Origin of the sequence: Alicyclobacillus kakegawensis NBRC 103104 (assembly GCF_001552655.1) — a bacterium.
GTDB classification, from domain to species: domain Bacteria; phylum Bacillota; class Bacilli; order Alicyclobacillales; family Alicyclobacillaceae; genus Alicyclobacillus_G; species Alicyclobacillus_G kakegawensis.
In genome coordinates, this window is the sequence record NZ_BCRP01000011.1 from 18,995 (window position 1) to 38,663 (window position 19,669).

Consider the following 19,669-nt stretch of genomic DNA (forward strand, 5'->3'; position numbering starts at 1 on the left):
GTCCTTCACCTCGCGGCCATGTGGCCGCTCAACAGCCGCTCAATCGCCCGGGCGACCCCGTGCGCCTCGCAGACATCGGTCACAAAGTCGGCCTCCTGCTTTACCCTCTCCTGGGCGTTGCCCATGGCCACCCCGAGCCCGGCCCACTTCATCATCGGGATGTCGTTCAAGCTGTCGCCCATCACAATCACCTGATCCGGCGTGATGCCCAAGTGGTCGCAAACCGTCTGTAGGCCGCTGGCCTTCGTGACCCCACGAGGATTGACCTCGATGTTATGCGGATTGGAATTGGACAGTTCATACCGGCCGCGCGACTCGAGGATGGCCCAAATGCGCTCCACGGTATCCATATCGTCCGCGTAGAACCCGAACTTGAGCCACGTGGCCTGCCGCAGGAGCGGCTTGATGTCCGTATCGCTGACCACCCCGTCGACTGTGGTGGCCCACCAGTGCACGCCAAACTGGCGAGCCAAATCGTAGAGAAATCGGATGTCGTCCGGGTGCAGGGGGTGCCGCTCCAACAACCGATCATCCGCCGTCCAGACCTCGCCGCCGTTGAGCGTGACGACCGGCCACGTCAGCCCCAGCTCGCGCATGAATTGCCGCACCGGACCGAGGATGTGCCGGCCCGTGGCAAACGTGACGGCCACGCCCGCCTGCATCGCCCTTCTCATCCAGCGCCGATTCTCCTCGGAAATGTCCAGGCCCAGGTCGAGACTGGTCCCGTCCATGTCCAGGGCAATCAGCTTCCAATCGGGCATTTTCTCTCCTCCTAGCTCTCATTCGTGCTGAACCCACGTATGCGCCGTAGGACCCCAGAGGTTCAATCGGGATCGGGCAGCGCATGCGCTCCAGAAGAGCACCGGCCTAGACACAGCGCCGTGCCTACGGACCCGTGTGCGCCAGGAGCCGATGCTGGATGTGCGCGCGGGCGGAGGCCGCCAGAGACGGGACCTCCAACAGGGCCCGCAGCGCCGATATGCTGGAACACCGCCCGTGTATCAGGTCGTTGACCCGCGCCACAGTCCACTCCGGGTAGGGCCTCTGCAGCAACCTCACTGCTTGTCCGGCCTGAATCCACCCCGGCCTGCGAACCCGCAGGTACCAGCCGCTGCGTCCGCTGCTGCACACCCGCTCGGTCAGACCGGGGAGGCCCCAGTAGCGCTCAATCTTCCAACACGGGACGCGCGGCTGCGCCACCTCGACTTCGGCCGTCCCGACCAGGTACACGTCGCCGATGCACACGGCCTGCTCGTCAAGTCCATCGACGGTGAAGTTTTCCGCAAACGATCCGTACGGCAGCGTGCGACCGAGTTCCTGGCGCCACAGCACATAGTGGCTGGCCGCGTACGCGAGCACCGCTTTGTCCGGGCCGCCGTGGTTCTTCCTGTCGGCCTGCCCGTCCCACTCCAGTTGCTCGCTCCCCAGGTGCAGCGGACGGTCGACCGGCGCCTTGGCGAACCCGGATACCCAGGTGGCCGGGGCGGTCTCACCGCCGTCCTGCCCATCGCCGTCCCAGGCCGGCGCCCCCACGGGCTGGCCCTCCCACGGGCGTGCCGGCGCGTCCGGCGGCGTCTGTGCCAGATACGCGCGCGGACGGCCAACCTGCACGGATACCAGCCTTCCCTCCTGCATGCCTCTGCCCCCATTCGCGTTGTCGATCCCCAGTATAACAGCTGCGTCTGTTCCGGGCATCGGGCGGAAAAGCAGACAACCAGGCCGCGGCGGATCGATGGGCTGGGAGAACAAGACGGGTTCATGCGGCCGCGTACGCCAACGTCTCGTCGAGCAAGCGGCTGTGCAGGTTGTATACTGAGAGGAACAAGAACGCAGGCAACCGAGTCAACCTACGCGCGGACGCAAAAGGGGTGTGGCGGCACTGAAGCTTTTGTTCCTGTTCATGACCTGGCGGCTCCTGACGGCGGTGTTTGGAAATCCGTGGTTGGCCATCCTGGTCCTCCTCGTCGCCTACTACGTGCTGGATAGGCGCTATATCGGGCTTTTGCCCAGTTTTCGCCGGCCGCTGCGGCGCTGGCGGCGGATGACCGAATTGAAGCGCACGATTGCGCAAAGCCCGCACCACGCGGATGCGCGTTACGAGTTGGCTGGCTTGTATATCGAACGAAAAAGCTGGTCAGCGGCGCAGAAGCTGCTGGAATCGTTGCCGGATTCCGTACGGGAGTCCCCCGAAGTGAGGTACGACGAGGGCGTGTGCGCTGTGGAACTGGGAGACGCGGACCGCGGAGAGCGCCTGATGCGCAGCGCCGTGGCGCAGACCCCCAACCTGCGCTACGGGGAACCCTATCTGCGCCTGGCCGCGCTGCACGTCAAGGACCGTCCAGAACAGTCATTGGCGGACCTGCACGAAGCCCGGAAATACAACGAATCCTCGTGTCAAGCCCTGTATCGGATGGCATCCCTCTACCACAGGCTCGGGCGACCCGCGGAGGCCACTGCAGCCCTGCGGCAGTGTCTGGAAACCTACCGCTGGCTGCCCCGCTTTCGCCGGCAAACGGAGCGGCGCTGGGTTCTGCTGGCGCGCCTGCGGCTGCTCGGACGCCGGTGACGCGACGGGAAGGCGGCTTCGCCAATCGAACAAGCCAACTGCAGAACCACAACGCCATGATGGGCGGCCATGTGATTGTGCGCACGCCTGGTGGCATAGGGCCATATTCTGCAGGCAAGCGAACCGGGTGCGGCTTGCTTCGGTTGACCAAGAGGAGGAGAGAACGATGGCGGAAGCGACAAGCAGCCTGTGGCAGCGCTTGTATCGACGGGTTCAATCGACCCTCTACGCGGAGCAGGTGTTTTGCTCCATCACGTCGGAGATGAATTACCTGCCCAATTTCGCGAGGCAGCCGGTGTTGCGCAGCCTTCACGCTGAAAATTATGAAAGCAGTTACCACCTGAACACCGCGGCCGGCAATTTGGTGCGCATCCTGGCGGGCGCCCACAGCCAGCGCCAACAACAGCGCTTGGTTCTTATGACCGTCGAGTGCTTTATTGAAGCGCGTGAGCACATGGACAAAGCCGCAGGTTATCTGCGGCAGCTGGAGACAACAGACAAGCGGGACAAGGCCTGGATTTACGCAGCCTGGCACTGGCATGAACAACGCGTTCACTGGCTGACCAAGGCGATGCGGCGCCTGCAGGCAAGCGTCCCGGAATCGGTGTGGCAGGCAGGCGTCGGTCTGGTGAAATCTTGAGCATGCTGGAATGAGAGGCGCTCGGCTGAAGGATGTCCAGATGACGGATACGACAAAAGGGCATTGCCGTGCGAGCGCCCGACGCAGCTCCGCTATTTTGAAAATTTTGCTACCTTCACGCCGGACGGCGCGCCGAATGGCACGCCGCCCCGTGACGGTTTTTGTACCGCTGTATATGCCTCAAAACCCTTGATACTGAGGCTCTTCCTGCTCGAGCACCTGCACTCGCTGCTCCAACGACTGAACCAGGGTCTTGGTCTGGTTGGCCGCGTCGGTGTACAACTGCTTGGCTTGCTGGTTCTGCGTCTGCAGGGCGAACTGCTCAAAGCTGGCCTGCGCGCTCTTCAATCCGGCAAGGGTCTGTTTCACCTGGCTTGCCACCGTCATCGCGCATTCCTCCTCACGACGTGTTCTGATGGAGACGTATATCATTATGTCTCGCGGGCCCCTCGATATGCACCGACGGCGGACTGCAACCGCAGGATTCCGACCTCGGCTGCGCCTTAGACAACCAACTGCCAGAAGCGGTTAAACAACCGTGGGTAAGTGAGAAACCCGAGCACGATGCTGGTGATAGCAGCGGAAGCGATGATGGCAAACACAATCAGCAACTGATAGCGGACAGCCTGAATGGGGTCTGCACCGGCGATGATTTGCCCGGTCATCATCCCGGGGAGTTGGACCAGGCCCATTGTCTTGGCGCTGTCAATCGTCGGAATCATGCTGGCTTTGGTGGCCGCTTTGACCACCGCGCGCGACGCCTGTTTTGGGTTGGCGCCCAGGGCCAGCAGCGCCCACACCTCGGCGTTGCGGGTCCTGGCCTCATCGCGCAGGCGATTCAGGAACAAACCGCAGGCTACCATCGAGTTGCCGATAATCATGCCGCTGATAGGGATGATATACGAAGGTCGGCCAGGAATCACATGTACGGCCAACAAGAAGCCTTGAGCCAACACCTCGGCGGCCGCAATGGCGGCAAACGGACGCCAGAACCGCCCGGCCAGGCCGCGCCCGCGCCGCCCCGCGTTGTCCGCCGCGACGCAGGTCATCAGCGCTACCATGGCCGCTGTCAACGCAAAGTTATCCATGTGAAAGACAAACTTGAGGACATAGCCGATGACAAGCAGCTGCACAGTGGCGCGGATGGTCGCCACCACCATGTCCTTTTCGAGGCCAAGGCGCTGCCAGAGCGAAACCAGCATCGCCGCAACGACAAACGCCAGCGTCAGTGCCAACGTCCACAGGCTCATGATTCGCCCTCCTCACCTGCGTCCAGCGCCAGCCTGCCCGCGCTCAGCTGTCCGCAAAAAACGTTTGGCTGCCTCAGTCTGCGGCGCCTCGAAGAACGCCTCGGTTGTTCCCTGTTCGACCACCCGCCCATTGTCGATGAGCCACGTCTCATCCCCCACGCGCCGGGCCTGCTCCAGGTCGTGCGTCACCCAGACGACCGTCAAGCATCGCGAAGTGACGAGGCAACGGACATGGCGCTCAATGACCCCGGCTGACTCGCGATCCAGTGCGGATGTCCCTTCGTCGACCAGCAGGATGTCCGGTTCGTTAGCCAAGGTGCGCGCCAGAGCCACGCGCTGCTTTTGGCCGCCCGACAACTCCTCTGCCGGGCGCTGGAGAATAGATGGGTCCAAGCCCACCTGCTGCAAGAGCCTGTGACCGTCTGCCTGCGGCCGGCCGTGCAGCCGACTGGGAACGGCCAGGTTGTCCGCAACCGTACCTGGGAGCATGACCGGCTGCTGCATGACCAGTCCCACGCGGCGGCGCAGCTCGGCTAACGGCCAACTACGCACTTCCCGCCCCCAGACAAACACCTCCCCGACATCGGGGGTCTGCAACAGGTTGCACAAGGAAAGCAAGGTGCTTTTTCCAGCTCCTGAAGGCCCGATGAGCGTCAGCACACGGCCGCGCGCCAGTCTTCCGGACACCTCGGTGAGGATGCTTTTCGGCCCGTCCTCACTTGTCAGCACCCGGCCGGCGTCGCGAAACTCAATGGCCCAAGGCGATGGCTCAGGCTTGACGGCGGGTGCGTGCGGCACCGTCACACCTCCAACACCTGGCGCGTGAACAGCCGTTCCACCCCGCGCCCGTATGCCGCCTCCGCCTGCTGGACGAGCTTGCTGATGTCGCCCTCATGGGGATAATGGGTCAGCGCCAGCCGCGCAGCCTCCGCCTCGCGGGCCAACTGGCCGGCCTGCCGAGCGGTCAGGTGACCGGCGTGCACAGCCTGCTTTTCCTGCCCATCGAACATGCTCGCCTCGCAGATAAACAGGTCGGCCGCCCGCGCCACCTGGAGCAGTTCCGGCACCAGCGAAGAATCGGCGGAAAACGCAAACACGCGGCCCTCCGCCTCAGCCCGCACGGCCAGGCACGGAACCGGGTGTTGGGTCGGGGCGAATGTGAACGAGACACCGCCGACAGACACACTTTCGTCCGGCTTCAGTGTGTGCAAGCGAATGAGCGGCTCGCGCCGCAGCTCCTCCATCAATCCCCCGGGTCCGGGCAGCATGTACATCGGGAGCGGGGCGGTGCGCCGGCCGCTCAATCGCGCTTGCAGCAGCGCGTACGCGAGCACGCCGAGATCGGCATTGTGGTCATGGTGATGGTGCGTGATTACCACACCGGTCAGCCTCTCCACCGGGCACACGTGGAAGAGTTGGGCCAGCACGCCGGATCCGCAGTCGAGCAGGATGCGCTCATCCCCCGATTCGAGGAGAAAACCGGTGGTGGCTTCCCCCGCCTCCGGGTACGTGCCCCAGAAACCCAGCACATGAACCTTCATGCGCTCATCTCCTTGTCGCATCGTATCGGTTGGTCCGCTCTTAGGAAACGCCCCCAGGGGCGCTCAGAGGTTTCAGACCCACATCAACACCTGCAGCAGCCAGCCAAACAACAAAAACCCCCAAGCAGCCGGACTGACGACTCGTCTGGGCCGAATCTGCGCCGACGACCACTGCCGCGAAGGCCCGCCGATATGATTTTGCCACACTACGTGCACGTAAGCGCCGCCGTAGGCCCGGTTGACCTCACCTGTACGCCCTTCCGGCCACAGACGGCGCAGGAAGTGGAACAGCCAGACAAAAAGCGCCAGGACCAGCGCGAGGCCGATGAAGAACCAGGCCACCACACCCCCGAATGTGGGATGGGCCAGCCAGCGCAGGCCGGGCCAATTGGGCCACACACCGTGCCAGGCGCCCAAGCCGCGGAGAATGGTCAGGACCAGCTGCACCAAACCATCGAGAAACTCGACGACAAAGGCCAGGGACAGGATGCCGGAGGCAACCAGAAACAAGTAATCCCACAGGGTCAGGCGTTCGAACACGTACTCAAACGCCCTGTCCACCAGGTAAGCGGTGGGACTGAAATTGCGGATGAAACTGTACAGTTCCCACGCCCGCAGCAGTTTGCCGAGGCGGCGAAACACTCGCTTCCTCCCCTTTCCCGCGCCCGTCCGCCCGCGGCCCGTGCATCGCATGCAAACCCGCTCACGCCTGCGGCGCACCCTCCCCGGCGGCGCTGTCGCCGATGAGGGCCAATTTCTGCGCCCGTGACAACCGCTTGATCTCGCGCTCCCGACGCAGGGCGGCCGCTTTGTCGGCAAAGGTTTCCACGCGCCGCAGGATAAACGGGCCGCGGCCGCGCGTGTACTTGGCGCCCCGACCGGCCTGGTGCGCGGCCAGGCGCTTGTCCACGTCAGTGGTCCAGCCGGTGTAAATCGTACCGTCGCCGCACTCCAACATGTAGACGTGATGCGAGGCTCTGCCCGTGACAGCCGTGCGATCCGCTGGGTTGGATGCGGCCGGGGCGGAGTCCGAAGCGGACGGTGGCGGTTGGTGAGCGCACGCGGCGCTTGCCTTGGCGCTCTCCTTGGCACGCGTCCGGCCTTGTGTCCGGTGTCGGCGCCCGCTCACGTGCCGGCCGTTCCTTTCAGGCGCAGCGGCTGGTGGTAAATCGCTTCGGCACTGGCTTTGCTCAGCCGGCCCGCGTCGACCATGTTCTCCAGCACCACCCACTGGCGGGCGCGCGCCCGCTGCAAGGAAATGAACGGATCATACAAAGACGGGCCGTTGGGCAAGCCGGCCAGCAGGCTCAACTCGCCTTCGTTGAGGGCATCGGGCGGGAGCCCGAAATACGTCTCGGCGGCGTTGTAGAGCCCGTACGCTCCGTGCCCGAAGTAGATCATGTTGACGTAATCGCTCAGCGTCTGCCTTTTGCTCATCGTGTCGTAAATGCCGACGGCGTAGACCATTTGCCGCAGTTTGCGGACCAGCGTCTTCTCCTTGGAGAGCAGAGTGTTGTCCACCAGCTGCTGGGTGATGGTGGACCCGCCTTCCACATACCCGTCCGCCTCGATGTCGACGTACAACGAGCGCACGATGCCGACCGGGTCTATCCCTGGGTCCCACCAGAACCGTCGGTCCTCAGTGGCGATGATGGCCTCGCGAAAGAAATCGGGAATCTGGTCATAAGTGAGCGGGTGCACATGGTACTGCCGGGTTCGCTCCTCTACGACCGCCTGGACCGCCTTGTCGATGGGCCGCAACCGGGTGAAGTAGACGTACAGGCCGCCGTACACTGCCGCCAGCAGAACAACGGCAGCCAACGCCAGCTTCACCACAGCCTTGAGCAACCGCCCCAGGACGCGCATGCGCAGGGATCACCCGAGCGTGAACTCGGTTTGGTTGCGACGTTTGTCGGCGTGCCGCTCCAGGGCCAGCTGAACAAGTCGGTCAATCAATTCCCGGTAGGAGATGCCGCTCGCCTCCCACAGCTTCGGATACATGCTGAACTCGGTGAAACCGGGCATAGTGTTGATTTCGTTGACCAAAACCCGGTTGGTCCCCCGCTCGATGAAAAAGTCCACGCGCGCCAGGCCGCCGCCGTCAATCGCCTGGAAGGCGCGCACCGCAAACTCCTGCAGTTCCGCCACCGTTTCCGGCGGGAGCTCAGCCGGAATGATGAGCGTCGATTTGCCGTCGATGTACTTGGCCCGGTAGTCGTAGAATTCGTTGCACGGCACGATCTCCCCCGGCACGGAAGCGATGGGGTGTTCGTTGCCGAGCACCCCCACCTCCACCTCACGGGCATCGACGGCCGCCTCAACGATGATCTTGCGGTCGTATTTGGCCGCTTCGCGCATCGCCCGCTCCAGCCCTGCGCGGTCCTTGGCCTTGCTGATGCCGACGCTGGAGCCCAGGTTGGCCGGCTTGACGAAGCACGGGTAACCCAGCTTCTCTTCGACGTCCGTCAGCACCAGCTCTGGCTCGCGCTCCCATGCCGATCTCAAGTAATGCGTGTAGCGCACCTGGGGCAGGCCGGCGGACGCAAACAGGGCCTTCATCACCACCTTGTCCATGCCGACCGCCGATGCCAGCACGCCGTCGCCGACATACGGCAGGTCCAACATTTCCAGCATGCCCTGAATCGTCCCGTCCTCGCCATAGGACCCGTGCAGGACCGGAAACACCACATCGATTTCGCCGACGACCGCCTCCGGCACCCGTTCTCCGCCACGTTCGCCAGTCACTGCGGCGCCCGGCACAACCTGCAGCCCAGCTGCGCCCGCAGTAGCCGCAGCCGGCTCCCCATCCCGGTTTTCCAGCAGCGGAGCCGAGGTCTCCCCGGCCAGAACGGATGCCTCCGCCTCCCCGCGCAGCCAGGCCAACGCCCGCTCGCCCCCGTGCCAGCGCCCCGCCTTGTCAATGGCGATAGGCACCAGCTCGTAGCGCTCCTTGTCCAGCGCAGCCATCACGGACCTGGCCGACTGCAGCGACACCTCGTGTTCTCCCGACTTGCCGCCAAACACCACACCCACTCGTATCCGTTTCGTCACGTTGCCACCCCTTTAGACTACTGTCACATTGTACTGCCCACGTTTCCACCTTGTGAAGCCGATCCGCGAAAAGTTGCGACATCTGCACCCTGCCGCCGGCCGTCTCATGATACGATAGGACGCGGGGAACAAGCTGCGAGTTACAGGAAGGACGGTGTTGTCGTGACCCCGCTCTCCGTATCCGAACTGGCCGCTGTCGTCGAGGGACAGCTCATATCGGGCGATCCGCACGCTACCGTCACAGGGACGGCGATTGACAGCCGCCGGGTGGCGCCGGGAGACGTGTTCGTCGCCTTTCGCGGCGAACAGGCGGATGGGCACGCCTTCGTCCGCCAGGCGGCCCAGGCGGGCGCCGCCGCGGTTTTGGTGGAGCGGCCGCTGGCCGCGGATGAACTCCCGCAGGACGGCGCGCCGGCTGTGATTATGGTGCACAGCTCGCTCTCCGCGGTGCAGCGGCTGGCGGCGCGGGAACGATCCTTGTTCACCGGCCCGGTGATTGGCGTCACCGGCAGCAACGGCAAGACGACGACGAAGGAGATGCTGGCCGCCGTGCTGTCCGTGTCCGCGCCCTGCCTGGCGACGGCCGGCAACTACAACAACGAACTCGGCCTGCCCCTCACCCTGCTCTCCCGCCGTCCGGAGCATCAAACCATCGTGCTGGAGATGGGGATGCGCGGGTTGGGCCAGATTGCCCATCTGTGCCGCATCGCCCGCCCAACCAGCGGCGTCATCACCAACATCGGCCAGAGCCACCTGGAACGGCTCGGCAGCCAGGAGAACATCGCCAAGGCCAAGGCGGAACTGCTTGAGGCGCTGCCGGCCGACGGATGCGGGTTTCTCCTCAAAACGGATGCCTGGCTGCGGCGGGTGGCGGACAGGTGCCCGGGGCAGGTGTATTGGTACGGCCTGGACCCCTCCGCCGATGCCTGGGCGGAACGCTTGACCCTGACCGCTCACGGGGTGCGCTTTACCGCGCATGTGCTCGGCCAGACGGCGGAGGTGGAGTTACCGACCTATGGCGAGCATAACGTCAACAACGCCCTCGGCGCCCTGTTGGTCGGCGCGGTGCACGGGCTGGCCTTGACCGACATGGCCCAGGGGCTGGCGCGGCTCGCCCCAAGCAGCGGCCGCCTGCGCATCCTCCCGGCCGGCAACGGGCGGACGGTGATCGACGACTGCTACAACGCCAGCCCCCTCTCCACGCGGGCCAGCCTGCGGGTGCTCACCGATATCGCCCGCGGCGGCCCCACGGCCGCAATCCTGGGCGACATGTACGAGCTGGGCGCGTACGCGGAGGCGGGCCACCGCGCGGTCGGCCAGGAGGCGGCTAGGCTGGGCATCGACGTGCTGGTGACCATTGGCCCCATGAGCCAATGGACAGCGGAAGCGGCCCAGGCGGCTGGGTGTCCCCGGGTGCACCCGTTCGCGGACAGGGATAGCGCCATCGCCAGGCTGCAGGAATTGCTGCCCGCCGGCTGCACGGTCTTGGTCAAAGCATCGCGCGGCATGCAGTTGGAGCAGGTGGTGCAAGTGCTGGTGAGCGAGTAGTCCTCTCAGGCTGCGGCTGCCGTTTTGCCGGCCCGGCGCTGCGCACAAAAATCGCGCACAAGAATAAGACGAGAAAGAGGGAGATTGGATTGACAGAACAGAGCACACAGCGTCCCCCGTACCGGGGAGACATGGTCGGAAGCTTGCTGCGGCCGGATCGGTTGAAGCAGGCGCGCGCCGCCCGGGCCGCCGGACGCCTCGACGCCGCCGGGCTGAAGGCGGTCGAGGACGAGGAGATTGCCCGCATCGTCGCCAAGCAGAAGGAGATTGGCCTGCAAGCGGTCACGGACGGCGAATTTCGGCGCGCGTATTGGCATTTTGATTTTCTTGAAGGCCTGGATGGGGTGGAAGGATACGAGGCGGAACACGGTATTCAGTTCCAGAACCAGGCCACCAAGGCCCACAGCGTGCGGGTGGTGGGCAAGATCGGATTCAGCAGCCACCCGATGCTGGAACACTTCCAGTTCCTGCAGAGCGTCGCGGGCGATCATACGGCGAAGCTGACCATCCCGAGTCCCAGCATGCTGCACTTCCGCGGCACAGGTGTCGAGGAAACGTACCTGGACGAGGATGAATTTTTCCACGACCTGGCGCAGGCTTACAAACAGGCGATTGGGGCGTTTTACGCCCTGGGTTGCCGCTACCTGCAACTGGATGACACGGCGTGGGCGTACCTGTGTTCGGAGGAGCAGCGGGAACAGATGAAGGCGCGCGGCTGGGACCCGAAGCGCCTGGAAGACCGCTACGCGGCGACCATCAACGAAGCGGTGGCCGACAAGCCGAGCGACCTGACGATCACGATGCACATCTGCCGCGGCAACTTCCGATCCACCTGGATCTCCTCGGGCGGCTACGAGCCGGTGGCAGAGACGCTCTTTGGCAGGCTCCGCATCGACGGCTTCTTCCTCGAATACGACAGCGACCGCGCGGGCGGGTTTGAGCCGCTGCGCTTTGTCAACCGCAAGGACCTGCGCATCGTCCTGGGGCTGGTGACCTCCAAGTTTGGCGAACTGGAGGCCAAAGACAACCTCAAGCGGCGCATCGAAGAAGCCACCCGCTATGTGCCGCTGGAGCAGCTGTGCCTAAGCCCGCAGTGCGGGTTCGCCTCGACGGAGGAAGGCAACCTGCTGACGGAGGAACAGCAGTGGGACAAGCTGCGCCTGGTGGTGGAAACGGCGCACGAAGTGTGGGGGTAGGCGTACAGATTAAGGGCATGTGGCTCCAGGATGGGGCCGTACGGGGGCGGGCTCGCGCATGCGGTCAAGGTTCAGGCACCCACGCTGACCAGCCCAACCATCACCACGACCGCGGCGGCGCAGAGCACGAGCGCGTTCAGCGCGACCTGCAGGGCCGTGTCCACGGGTGAACCGGCGCCGGGCGCGGCCCCTTGCCCGCTGTCCCGGCGCGGCTCGCCTCGCGCTGCCGCCGCGGCAGCACCGCGGTGGCTGTGGGGAGAAGCGCCTCTCTGGCCTGCGGCGCCCTGGTTCGATACATGCCGGCGGGGCGCCGAGCCCCCGTGTGGTCCCGGACTCCCATTCGCCGTCCCGCCTCCGTCCGCGCGCATCCCCTGCGCAATCTTTGCCGAGCGGGCCTGCAGCAGAGCGTCATAGGCGCGGCGTGAGTCCGGGTTCGACAGCGTCCGGTACGCCTGGAGCACCGTCTGAAACAGGCGATCCGCCCGAGCCTCGCCGCCCGCCTTATCGGGATGCCAGGCCTGCACCAGGCGCCGGTATTGCCGCCGGATCTCCGCCGCCGAGGCCCCGGGCGAGAGGTTCAGTACGTCGTAGTGGCTGATGAACAGCGGCCGCTTGCAGGTGCCGCACACCGCCTGCTGCGCCCTGCCCAGGTCGACACGGTTTTTGGCCTGACACAATGGACACGTCGTGAACCGAACGTGGGCCTCGGATGCCATAGCCATCCCCAACCTCAATCCCGATTCAGAATCCGTCACGCGCAAGACTTCCCGTTCTTTGCCTGGGCTTCGCCGCTGCGCGCCGCCGGAATCGATGATTTTGAGTCCAGGATACACCAAGCCTGTCTGCAAAGAAACATCCGCCAGCCCCAGTCACACCTCGTCGGCGAGCCTAGGCGCCACCTCGTCCCGCGCAGGCCCCCGCGGCACAAGTCAGAGCCGCTCCGTCACCGTCTTTGGCTGGACAAAATTCAGCAGATAGTCTTTCGATCCGGCCTTGGCATCGGTCCCGGACATGTCGAAGCCGCCGAACGGCTGCACGCCCACCAAAGAGCCCGTGCACTTGCGGTTGAAGTACAGGTTGCCGCAGTGCATGTGCCAGCGCGCATATTCCAGCCGGTCGCGGCGGCGGCTGTAGACCGACCCGGTCAGCCCATACTCGGTGTGGTTAAACACCTCGACGCCCTCTTCAAAGCTGTTGACCTTGCACACGGCCAGCACCGGCCCGAAGATCTCCTCCTGCATGATGCGCGCGTCCGGCGCCACGTCCGCGAAAATCGTGGGGTGGATAAAGTAGCCCTGCGAATCGTCGTACGTCCCGCCGACAACCAGCCGCCCCTCCTGCTTGCCGATGGCAATATAGTTGGTGATCTTGGCGAACGCCTTTTCGTCAATCACCGGCCCCACGTCCGGGTTGTCTTCCGCCGGCCCCAGCGTCAGCTGCTGCGTCCGCTCGACCACCCGCTGCAACAGTTCGTCGTACACCGCCTGATGGATGATGGCGCGCGATCCGGCCGAACACTTCTGCCCCTGGAACCCGAACGCGGCGGCCACGATGCCGGCGGCCGCATCGTCCAGGTCGGCCGTCTCGTCGACGACGATGCCGTCCTTGCCGCCCATCTCCGCGATAACCCGCTTAATCCACCGCTGGCCGGCCGTCGTCCGGTGCGCCACGGCGTCGATATGCAGGCCCACCGCTTTCGATCCGGTGAACGAGATGAAGCGGACGTCGCGGTGCCCAGTCATGTAGTCGCCAATTTCCTCCGGCGGTCCGGGCACAAAGTTGAGGACACCCGGCGGCAGGTGGAGTTCGCGCATGATGTCGACAAACTTCACCGCCATCACCGACGACAGCGGAGACGGCTTGAGCAAAACCGTGTTACCGGTGACCAGGGCCGACACCGTTGTACCCGTCAAAATCGCCAGCGGGAAGTTCCAGGGCGGGATGACGACACCGACGCCCAAGGGCATGTACATCATGCGATTGTCCTCGCCTGGATACGGGGTGAGCTCTTGCCCCCTCCCCAGCTCCATGGCCGCCCGGGCGTAAAACTCCAGAAAGTCGATGGCCTCGTTCACATCCCCGTCCGCCTCCGCCCAGTTCTTGCCGGACTCGAAGATTTGCCACGCCATCAGCTCCGCCTTGCGCCGGCGCATGATGGCCGCCGCCTTCAACAGATACATGGCCCGCTCCTCGAACGAGGTCAGCTTCCAGGTTTCAAACGCCTTCTGGGCGGCGTCCACCGCCTCATCGATCACCCGTCTGTCCGCCTGGCACACGTGGCCGACCACCTCCCGGTGGTTGGACGGATTGAGCGAAGCCAGCGTCTTGTCCGTCCGGATCTCCCGGCCGTTGACAAACAGCGGGTAGGTCTGGCCAAACTGGCCGCGCACAGACTCCAGATTCCGTCTCAGCTCCGCCGCTTTCTCCGGAGCCGTCCAGTCGATGGCCGGCTCGTTGCGATACGGCATCAGCGTCATCGGCACCCTCCCCTTTCATGGACTGACTTATTTTTCACCTACCTGGTTGGTGCCCATACCATTGTGGATAGGTGACCTTCGGTATTACGCACGTATATCCCGTCTCGTAAAGTGCAGCCAGCCGCCAATGATGAAGACGATTCCCGCAATCGTAATGGTCATCGCAGTCTCCGTCGTTATATTCAACGTTCCTTGATGTCCGGGTAACATCGCCAGCATCGGCTGTGCCCAAGGATACATCGGCGCATAGATACTTGAGTTAGATACCCACAGTTGCAACGTAGCCAATGGGAGGGTCGCAATCCAACCTCCGATGAACCCCTTGTTCAACATGGCCCGGGGAATAGGCGCCTGTATATGCAAAAACACCAATCCATCCACAAGCACACCCAGCAACACCAATCCCTGTACCAACGCCAGAAAGAGCAGGACATAGAAGAACTTTGTAAAATAGACCGCCGTTCGGCGGACAGGCAATGCCAACAATTGCTTCCAACCGCCTGCCAAGTGTTCAATTCGGCAGCATAGAGATGCGAGAATGCCCGCCAACATCGGTAGCAATACGATAGCATGAATTCGAACTATTTAGTAACATATGAAAGTACATTCCCCGTTCCCGTCAATCCCTAAATCCTGCCTCGACGTCACCATACCAACGAGAACAGTCAAAAGTGGCGCGACCAAAACAGGTATCCAGATACTCGATGTTCGCAGCTTCTTCCACTCCCACAGCAACAATCGAAAGAACACCGTACTACTTCACTTCCTTCCTCGCGAAAAGCCCGGTTCCCAAAGCAAGCAGCAGACCCCCTACAAGGAGTCCGTAAGCCACATATGCAAAGTCAACGTGCTGTACAGCCCCATGCGTAAGAGCGGACAAAGAAGGATAGACCCAAGGCACAAAGGGAGCCCAGTGCCCAGCATGAGCCAGCCCATCAGGCGACAGAGCGTCACTGAGGCCACTGATAATCATTCCAAGAACGCCGAGCGTAATCGCAAACGACTGGTTCGCCACCAGCATGGAAAGCAGCAATTGAATGGCGATGATTCCGTAGGCTGCAAGATAAGGGTAGTAGCATTCCGCAAGTATTCCCGCCCAAGGGACATGTGTCGTAAATCCGAAAGCAAAGCCAAGGAGAATCGTGCCGACGGCGCACAGTGTGGCCGAAATGGCCAACAGTCCAGCAATCCAAATGAACTTGCTCAAATAAAGTTGAGCCCTTGGCACAGGCAGGGCAAGCAACTGCTTCCAAGCATGCCCTTGATGCTCCAACCCAGACAACAAAGATGCCAACAACGCGATACCTAGCATCAAACTCGGCATCAACAAATGACTGATGTTCTGGATGTGTAATGCGGGGCAAATGTCCTGCATTTACGAATTGCCTCCGCACCGGTCGTGGCGGTTCGAATGTTCTCGAATCCTTCTTTTCGCAGAACAAGGACAATCATATCCAAAATAGCTTGTTCATCATCGATGGCCAATATCCTCGCTGGGTTCACTTCGTTTCACTTCTTTACTTTTTTGCGTAATTGTATCATGTTCCTGAGTGACCGAAACACAACTCTGGCTCCTCACACATGGCCGATGGTTGTCTTCCAACGTGGAATTCCTTGAAGAACCTGCAGACCATAGATTGGAGTTGATCTTGATGCTGAAACAAGGATACCTTCTATGAGAACCGATCTTTTAGTTCCTGAGGATTCCCCTGCGTCCACTAAATGGTTCAGTGATTCCTTCCCGAATCGCGGACGGCCGATACCCTTTCCATAGTGCGGGAAGACTGTGTGAACGAAATGGTGGGGGGTGCTAACTTCGTGGGCCGACAAGTGTATGAATTTTTCTTGTTATTCCTGAAAGTATCCCTTAGTAACGTTGTCGGATTTATCTGGATGCTGATTCTGCCGTTCGTGTTGTTCATCTGGCAAGAACACCAATGGTTTGTTCATCCCCCCAGTCCGATTGAATATAATGGTGTGTCTGCTGCCTATTGGGGATACATGATTGTCAGCGGCGGGCTCAATGGGGTTGGTCTTTCACTTCTCCAAATGAGGGAATCAGGATTCCTGAAAATGTATCGTTTTATTTGTGGCCGTACGCTTCCGATTGTTGCCGCACAGATTCTCTCATTGCTGCTGTGCACTTTGTTGATTATTACGATTTTTACGATGACAACGGCGCTGATGTTTCATGTTGACGCTATCCGGTCACTGCTTGTGGCCTACATTGTTTGCATCGTATCCATCATACCGATTGGCTTGTTTTTCTGCTGGATTCCCGCGTTGCCCACTCGGGTGCAATCCATTTCGCCGGTTCTGAACATCATGATAGGACCGTTGCTGTATTTTGCGGGCATGTACGCATATCACTCATTTTCCACCGACATTGAGGTGCTCAATTTTCTGAATCCAGTTACGTTTGTCATGCGGATCGCGATGGTACTTTTCTCGACATTTCATATCCTGTCAAGGGGTCCTTTACATGTTGTCGCATTACTGATTGTGCTGCTCATCTATCTGGTCATAGGGTGGTTTAGCTACCGTCACATTCGAATTCTGTCCAGCGTCGCTCGTACCTAATCGTCCGGGGAGGTTGCAGATGACCGTAGAATTGTGCAACGTGTCATATCGCTACAAGAGATCAAATCGATTGGTGCTCGATTCTATTTCCCTGTCATTCAAGGAAGAGAAGCTGAATGTCATTGTCGGTCTGAACGGAGCTGGGAAAACGACCTTGTTTGATCTGATGTCGATCCGGACACCCGTATGAGAATCTTGCTGCGCATTGAGGCTTTGGCTAAACAGCCCAGCAAAACCGTGATTATGTCGACGCACAGTTTACATGAACTGCAGTTTGTCGACTGTGTCATGTATTTGCTGCACGAGGGCAAGCTGCGTTTTCGAGGATCTTACAAGGAATTCTTGCTTGTCGGCCAGACCGACAATCCGGATATTGCTTTTCAACGGTTGATCAACGAAGAGGTTCGCCATAGGGATTAGGGAGTCAGGCGAAACTGTACTAAACGGTTCGTCCAAGCCGCAATTTCATTGTCTTGTATGTTCTGGGGGGCCTTACGGGTACGTTTACCACAGAAGAGTACACTTGTTTTTATGCCCGAACACCCGGCGATATGCCCCGTTCGGGACACTACCCTAACCAGCCCCGCCGCGATAAATGCGACGGGGCTTTCTCATGCAGATGGTATGCGAATCGATTGGTTGTTTTCAACGTGCGCCCGATTTGACGCTTCCGCTCTTCCTGCCCCTGTGGGCAAGAACAGCCTGGTCCGCGCGGTGTTTCCTTTAGGCGGGATTTTCGAGTGCCTCAACCACTTTTTCGGCTGTGCTTTGGCTGGACTGCGGATTTTGCCCCGTCACCAGGTTGCCGTCCCGGACCGAGAAGTCTGTCCACTTATCCCCGGAAACGAATATGGCACCCCGTTCGCGAAGCTTGGATTCCAGCAGGAACGGCATGTAGCTGTCCAGCTGCATCTCCTTCTCTTCCGCGTCCGTGAAGGAGTTGACCTTCTTGCCCTTCACCAGCGGCGTCCCGTCCTTGTATGTGACATTGACGAGACCTGACGGCCCGTGGCAGACCGCACCGATGACCTTCCCATTCTCAGCAAATTGCTGCAATACATACTGCAGCGTTTCGTTATTGGGGAAATCGAACATCGTCCCGTGCCCGCCTGGCAGGAACACCGCATCAAACCCCTGCGCATCCTCTCGGCTCAGTTTGGTGGTATGCTTGAGCGCTTCCTCAGCTTCCGCCCACTCGGCGCGCTTCTCTTTCGGGACGCTGTTTGGATCGAGCGGAACTTCGCCGCCTTCAATGCTGGTCACTTTCACGTCATAGCCTTTTTGTTTGAAGACGTTGTATGGAACCGCAAACTCTTCGAGCCAGAGCCCAGTCTTATGATCGTCCGTAATGGTCGTGTGGTTTGTTACCACCATGAGGATCCGCTTGGCCATCATCCATGACCTCCCACTGTGGATTTTATATGCCTATGCACAACTTTCCAGGATCCGCGAAGAACCTGAGATGCTGTGTGCCTCTCCTCCAGGACGCCTTATACCACGTTCACGACAACGTCGATGTTCCCTCGGGTTGCCTTGGAATACGGACACACCTGATGGGCCGCGTGCACGAGCCGCTCTGCCACCTCACGTTCAACTCCCGGCATCGAGACCTCCAGTTTCACAGCTAAGGCAAACCCGCCATCCGCATCCTTTCCAATCGTGACACTTGCCGTAACAGATGTCTCGACGTCCACGCGCTCTTTGCGCGCTACCAAGTTCAGGGCCCCGTCAAAACAAGCCGCATAACCGGCGGCAAACAACTGCTCTGGGTTGGTGGCTTCGCCACCCGTTCCCCCCATTGCCTTGGGCATCCGGAGAGGCAGACGGATGACTCCGTCCGACGACTCCACGAAACCGTCACGCCCACCCTTCGCCGTCACCACCGCAGTATACAAAGGTTCCATTTCGCTCACCCCGGGTTTATTTTATTCAAAATCAAAACTTCCAAATCGCCTCGCAAACCCACCCCTTCTCACTCGTTTGGGCTTGGACCGGGGCCTTCCGTTGTCACTGTAGCGCATCTGTTTTAAAATCGTAAGTACGCACATTTATGTTATATAGTATCAATTTGTATACCGTTAAGGGGTTGAACCGGATGCGCGATCGCAAGAGTGGGTACGGGCAATGTCCGAACGAGGAAGGCTGCCCGGTTGAGTACACGCTGGATGTCATCGGCGGCAAGTGGAAAGGCGTGCTGCTGTACCACCTGATTGAGGGTCCCAAGCGGTTCAACGAGTTTCGCCGCATCTGCCCGTCCATCACCCAGCGCATGCTGACGTTGCAGCTGAGAGAATTGGAGAAAGATGGCGTCGTGCACCGAGAGGTGTATCAGCAGGTTCCGCCCAAAGTGGAGTATTCGTTGACAGAATTCGGGAAAACATTGGTGCCGATTATTATGAAAATGAAGGAATGGGGCGAGACTTACAAGAAGAAAGGCGCGGCGAGTGCAATTGCCGTTGACGCATCGACGGAAACGCTGTAAATTATCGATTAAAGTCCTGTCTGTGGGCGATTGAATCGCCGTACTCTAACGAATGCACAACTGAATCGAAAGTTCTCTTATCAAGAGTAGGCGGAGGGACTGGCCCGATGAAGCCCGGCAACCAGAAACGCGCTGCCCGTATGTTTGCGTTGGGCGCGCCTTGTCGAGACCGACAGGGAGGCCAGCCCAGGGCGGCGCGTTTCCCGGTGCTAACTCCTGCAGAAGCAATTCTGAGAGATGAGAGACTTGAAAGCGAACTTCGGTTTTCAAGGTCCTTCTCATCCGGGAGGGGCCTTTTTTCATGGCCCGCCACTCTATGACCATGCCCACTGGAGGTG

24 protein-coding genes and 1 riboswitch are annotated in these 19,669 nt (G+C 61.1%); of the genes, 8 read left to right on the forward strand and 16 right to left on the reverse strand.

All coding sequences use genetic code 11. The features are described 5' to 3' along the window. Nucleotides 1-5: 5 nt before the first annotated feature. Together AK2_RS09895 and AK2_RS09900 are read right to left on the reverse strand one after the other, a co-directional pair. Complete coding sequence (locus tag AK2_RS09895; protein ID WP_067933845.1) at nucleotides 6-761, reverse strand: Cof-type HAD-IIB family hydrolase; 756 nt, start codon at nucleotides 759-761, stop codon at nucleotides 6-8. A 124-nt stretch (nucleotides 762-885) separates the two neighbouring features. Next, on the reverse strand, nucleotides 886-1,635 hold the full coding sequence (locus tag AK2_RS09900; RefSeq protein ID WP_169794769.1) for an MOSC domain-containing protein: 750 nt from the start codon (nucleotides 1,633-1,635) through the stop codon (nucleotides 886-888). Nucleotides 1,636-1,870: 235 nt separating this feature from the next. Between AK2_RS09900 and AK2_RS09905 the strand changes: the two genes are divergently transcribed. After that, complete coding sequence (locus tag AK2_RS09905; RefSeq protein ID WP_083521065.1) at nucleotides 1,871-2,566, forward strand: tetratricopeptide repeat protein; 696 nt, start codon at nucleotides 1,871-1,873, stop codon at nucleotides 2,564-2,566. Nucleotides 2,567-2,732: 166 nt separating this feature from the next. Then, a complete protein-coding gene (locus AK2_RS09910) occupies nucleotides 2,733-3,206 on the forward strand; it encodes a hypothetical protein (RefSeq protein ID WP_067933848.1) in 474 nt (157 codons plus the stop codon). A gap of 180 nt (nucleotides 3,207-3,386) precedes the next feature. Here the strand turns inward: AK2_RS09910 and AK2_RS09915 are convergent, their stop codons facing one another. From AK2_RS09915 to AK2_RS09950, 8 genes are all read right to left on the reverse strand, one after another. After that, on the reverse strand, nucleotides 3,387-3,593 hold the full coding sequence (locus AK2_RS09915; RefSeq protein ID WP_067933850.1) for a DUF1657 domain-containing protein: 207 nt from the start codon (nucleotides 3,591-3,593) through the stop codon (nucleotides 3,387-3,389). Nucleotides 3,594-3,709: 116 nt separating this feature from the next. Then, entirely contained in the window at nucleotides 3,710-4,456 is a 747-nt protein-coding gene (locus AK2_RS09920) for an ABC transporter permease (RefSeq protein WP_067933853.1), read from the reverse strand. Between the two features lie 12 nt (nucleotides 4,457-4,468). Beyond that, complete coding sequence (locus AK2_RS09925) at nucleotides 4,469-5,254, reverse strand: ABC transporter ATP-binding protein (RefSeq protein ID WP_067933855.1); 786 nt, start codon at nucleotides 5,252-5,254, stop codon at nucleotides 4,469-4,471. A 2-nt stretch (nucleotides 5,255-5,256) separates the two neighbouring features. Next, on the reverse strand, nucleotides 5,257-5,997 hold the full coding sequence (locus AK2_RS09930) for an MBL fold metallo-hydrolase (RefSeq protein ID WP_067933858.1): 741 nt from the start codon (nucleotides 5,995-5,997) through the stop codon (nucleotides 5,257-5,259). Between the two features lie 72 nt (nucleotides 5,998-6,069). Next, nucleotides 6,070-6,639 carry a hypothetical protein gene (locus AK2_RS09935; RefSeq protein ID WP_067933860.1) on the reverse strand — a complete coding sequence of 190 codons (570 nt, stop codon included), beginning with the start codon at nucleotides 6,637-6,639 and terminating at the stop codon, nucleotides 6,070-6,072. Nucleotides 6,640-6,700: 61 nt separating this feature from the next. Continuing rightward, nucleotides 6,701-7,126, reverse strand: coding sequence for a GIY-YIG nuclease family protein (locus AK2_RS17800; protein ID WP_369406136.1), 426 nt, complete (start codon nucleotides 7,124-7,126; stop codon nucleotides 6,701-6,703). Continuing rightward, nucleotides 7,123-7,863, reverse strand: a complete 741-nt coding sequence (locus AK2_RS09945) for a biosynthetic peptidoglycan transglycosylase (RefSeq protein WP_157076296.1) — start codon at nucleotides 7,861-7,863, stop codon at nucleotides 7,123-7,125. The genes AK2_RS17800 and AK2_RS09945 overlap by 4 nt, the downstream gene beginning before the upstream one ends. A 9-nt stretch (nucleotides 7,864-7,872) precedes the next feature. After that, nucleotides 7,873-9,048: a D-alanine--D-alanine ligase gene (locus AK2_RS09950; RefSeq protein WP_067933862.1), complete on the reverse strand. Its 1,176-nt coding sequence runs from the start codon at nucleotides 9,046-9,048 to the stop codon at nucleotides 7,873-7,875. A 162-nt stretch (nucleotides 9,049-9,210) separates the two neighbouring features. Here AK2_RS09950 and AK2_RS09955 point away from each other — a divergent pair, with 162 nt between their 5' ends. Together AK2_RS09955 and AK2_RS09960 are read left to right on the forward strand one after the other, a co-directional pair. Further along, nucleotides 9,211-10,596, forward strand: a complete 1,386-nt coding sequence (locus AK2_RS09955; RefSeq protein WP_067933864.1) for a UDP-N-acetylmuramoyl-tripeptide--D-alanyl-D-alanine ligase — start codon at nucleotides 9,211-9,213, stop codon at nucleotides 10,594-10,596. Nucleotides 10,597-10,685: 89 nt separating this feature from the next. After that, on the forward strand, nucleotides 10,686-11,792 hold the full coding sequence (locus AK2_RS09960) for a 5-methyltetrahydropteroyltriglutamate--homocysteine S-methyltransferase (protein ID WP_083521067.1): 1,107 nt from the start codon (nucleotides 10,686-10,688) through the stop codon (nucleotides 11,790-11,792). A 71-nt stretch (nucleotides 11,793-11,863) separates the two neighbouring features. On the opposite strand, the gene AK2_RS09965 is transcribed toward AK2_RS09960, so the two are convergent. From AK2_RS09965 to AK2_RS09980, 4 genes are all read right to left on the reverse strand, one after another. After that, entirely contained in the window at nucleotides 11,864-12,640 is a 777-nt protein-coding gene (locus tag AK2_RS09965; protein WP_067933867.1) for a J domain-containing protein, read from the reverse strand. Between the two features lie 81 nt (nucleotides 12,641-12,721). After that, complete coding sequence (gene pruA / locus AK2_RS09970) at nucleotides 12,722-14,269, reverse strand: L-glutamate gamma-semialdehyde dehydrogenase (RefSeq protein WP_067933868.1); 1,548 nt, start codon at nucleotides 14,267-14,269, stop codon at nucleotides 12,722-12,724. An 84-nt stretch (nucleotides 14,270-14,353) separates the two neighbouring features. Then, the gene (locus AK2_RS09975) at nucleotides 14,354-14,821 is read right to left on the reverse strand and encodes an ABC transporter permease (RefSeq protein ID WP_083521068.1); all 468 of its coding nucleotides are present in this window, start codon (nucleotides 14,819-14,821) and stop codon (nucleotides 14,354-14,356) included. A 202-nt stretch (nucleotides 14,822-15,023) separates the two neighbouring features. Beyond that, the gene (locus tag AK2_RS09980) at nucleotides 15,024-15,644 is read right to left on the reverse strand and encodes an ABC transporter permease (protein ID WP_067933873.1); all 621 of its coding nucleotides are present in this window, start codon (nucleotides 15,642-15,644) and stop codon (nucleotides 15,024-15,026) included. A gap of 413 nt (nucleotides 15,645-16,057) precedes the next feature. Here AK2_RS09980 and AK2_RS09985 point away from each other — a divergent pair, with 413 nt between their 5' ends. Genes AK2_RS09985 through AK2_RS09990 form a run of 3 tightly spaced genes read left to right on the forward strand, consistent with a single transcriptional unit; the run spans nucleotide 16,058 to nucleotide 17,269 of the window. Further along, on the forward strand, nucleotides 16,058-16,849 hold the full coding sequence (locus AK2_RS09985) for a hypothetical protein (protein ID WP_157076299.1): 792 nt from the start codon (nucleotides 16,058-16,060) through the stop codon (nucleotides 16,847-16,849). A 19-nt stretch (nucleotides 16,850-16,868) separates the two neighbouring features. Then, nucleotides 16,869-17,039: an ATP-binding cassette domain-containing protein gene (locus AK2_RS16495; RefSeq protein WP_083521069.1), complete on the forward strand. Its 171-nt coding sequence runs from the start codon at nucleotides 16,869-16,871 to the stop codon at nucleotides 17,037-17,039. Next, nucleotides 17,036-17,269 carry a P-loop NTPase family protein gene (locus tag AK2_RS09990; protein ID WP_067933878.1) on the forward strand — a complete coding sequence of 78 codons (234 nt, stop codon included), beginning with the start codon at nucleotides 17,036-17,038 and terminating at the stop codon, nucleotides 17,267-17,269. The genes AK2_RS16495 and AK2_RS09990 overlap by 4 nt, the downstream gene beginning before the upstream one ends. A 303-nt stretch (nucleotides 17,270-17,572) precedes the next feature. On the opposite strand, the gene AK2_RS09995 is transcribed toward AK2_RS09990, so the two are convergent. Both AK2_RS09995 and AK2_RS10000 read right to left on the reverse strand, forming a co-directional pair. Continuing rightward, complete coding sequence (locus AK2_RS09995; RefSeq protein WP_067934033.1) at nucleotides 17,573-18,241, reverse strand: type 1 glutamine amidotransferase domain-containing protein; 669 nt, start codon at nucleotides 18,239-18,241, stop codon at nucleotides 17,573-17,575. Nucleotides 18,242-18,339: 98 nt separating this feature from the next. Further along, the gene (locus AK2_RS10000) at nucleotides 18,340-18,753 is read right to left on the reverse strand and encodes an organic hydroperoxide resistance protein (RefSeq protein WP_067933880.1); all 414 of its coding nucleotides are present in this window, start codon (nucleotides 18,751-18,753) and stop codon (nucleotides 18,340-18,342) included. Nucleotides 18,754-18,944: 191 nt separating this feature from the next. On the opposite strand from AK2_RS10000, the gene AK2_RS10005 reads away from it, so the two are divergent. Further along, nucleotides 18,945-19,331, forward strand: a complete 387-nt coding sequence (locus AK2_RS10005) for a winged helix-turn-helix transcriptional regulator (RefSeq protein WP_067933883.1) — start codon at nucleotides 18,945-18,947, stop codon at nucleotides 19,329-19,331. A 74-nt stretch (nucleotides 19,332-19,405) separates the two neighbouring features. Continuing rightward, nucleotides 19,406-19,575: riboswitch (SAM riboswitch) on the forward strand. Nucleotides 19,576-19,669: the final 94 nt, after the last annotated feature.

Coding starts and splice junctions, on each gene's coding strand:
- AK2_RS09945 (WP_157076296.1), bottom strand. CDS start 7,863: ATGCGCGTCCTGGGGCGGTTGCTCAAGGCTGTGGTGAAGCTGGCGTTG.
- AK2_RS09915 (WP_067933850.1), bottom strand. CDS start 3,593: ATGACGGTGGCAAGCCAGGTGAAACAGACCCTTGCCGGATTGAAGAGC.
- AK2_RS09920 (WP_067933853.1), bottom strand. CDS start 4,456: ATGAGCCTGTGGACGTTGGCACTGACGCTGGCGTTTGTCGTTGCGGCG.
- AK2_RS10000 (WP_067933880.1), bottom strand. CDS start 18,753: ATGGAACCTTTGTATACTGCGGTGGTGACGGCGAAGGGTGGGCGTGAC.
- AK2_RS09975 (WP_083521068.1), bottom strand. CDS start 14,821: ATGTTGGCGGGCATTCTCGCATCTCTATGCTGCCGAATTGAACACTTG.
- AK2_RS09895 (WP_067933845.1), bottom strand. CDS start 761: ATGCCCGATTGGAAGCTGATTGCCCTGGACATGGACGGGACCAGTCTC.
- AK2_RS09900 (WP_169794769.1), bottom strand. CDS start 1,635: ATGCAGGAGGGAAGGCTGGTATCCGTGCAGGTTGGCCGTCCGCGCGCG.
- AK2_RS10005 (WP_067933883.1), top strand. CDS start 18,945: ATGCGCGATCGCAAGAGTGGGTACGGGCAATGTCCGAACGAGGAAGGC.
- AK2_RS09995 (WP_067934033.1), bottom strand. CDS start 18,241: ATGGCCAAGCGGATCCTCATGGTGGTAACAAACCACACGACCATTACG.
- AK2_RS16495 (WP_083521069.1), top strand. CDS start 16,869: ATGACCGTAGAATTGTGCAACGTGTCATATCGCTACAAGAGATCAAAT.
- AK2_RS09910 (WP_067933848.1), top strand. CDS start 2,733: ATGGCGGAAGCGACAAGCAGCCTGTGGCAGCGCTTGTATCGACGGGTT.
- AK2_RS09930 (WP_067933858.1), bottom strand. CDS start 5,997: ATGAAGGTTCATGTGCTGGGTTTCTGGGGCACGTACCCGGAGGCGGGG.
- pruA (WP_067933868.1), bottom strand. CDS start 14,269: ATGACGCTGATGCCGTATCGCAACGAGCCGGCCATCGACTGGACGGCT.
- AK2_RS09990 (WP_067933878.1), top strand. CDS start 17,036: ATGAGAATCTTGCTGCGCATTGAGGCTTTGGCTAAACAGCCCAGCAAA.
- AK2_RS09980 (WP_067933873.1), bottom strand. CDS start 15,644: ATGCAGGACATTTGCCCCGCATTACACATCCAGAACATCAGTCATTTG.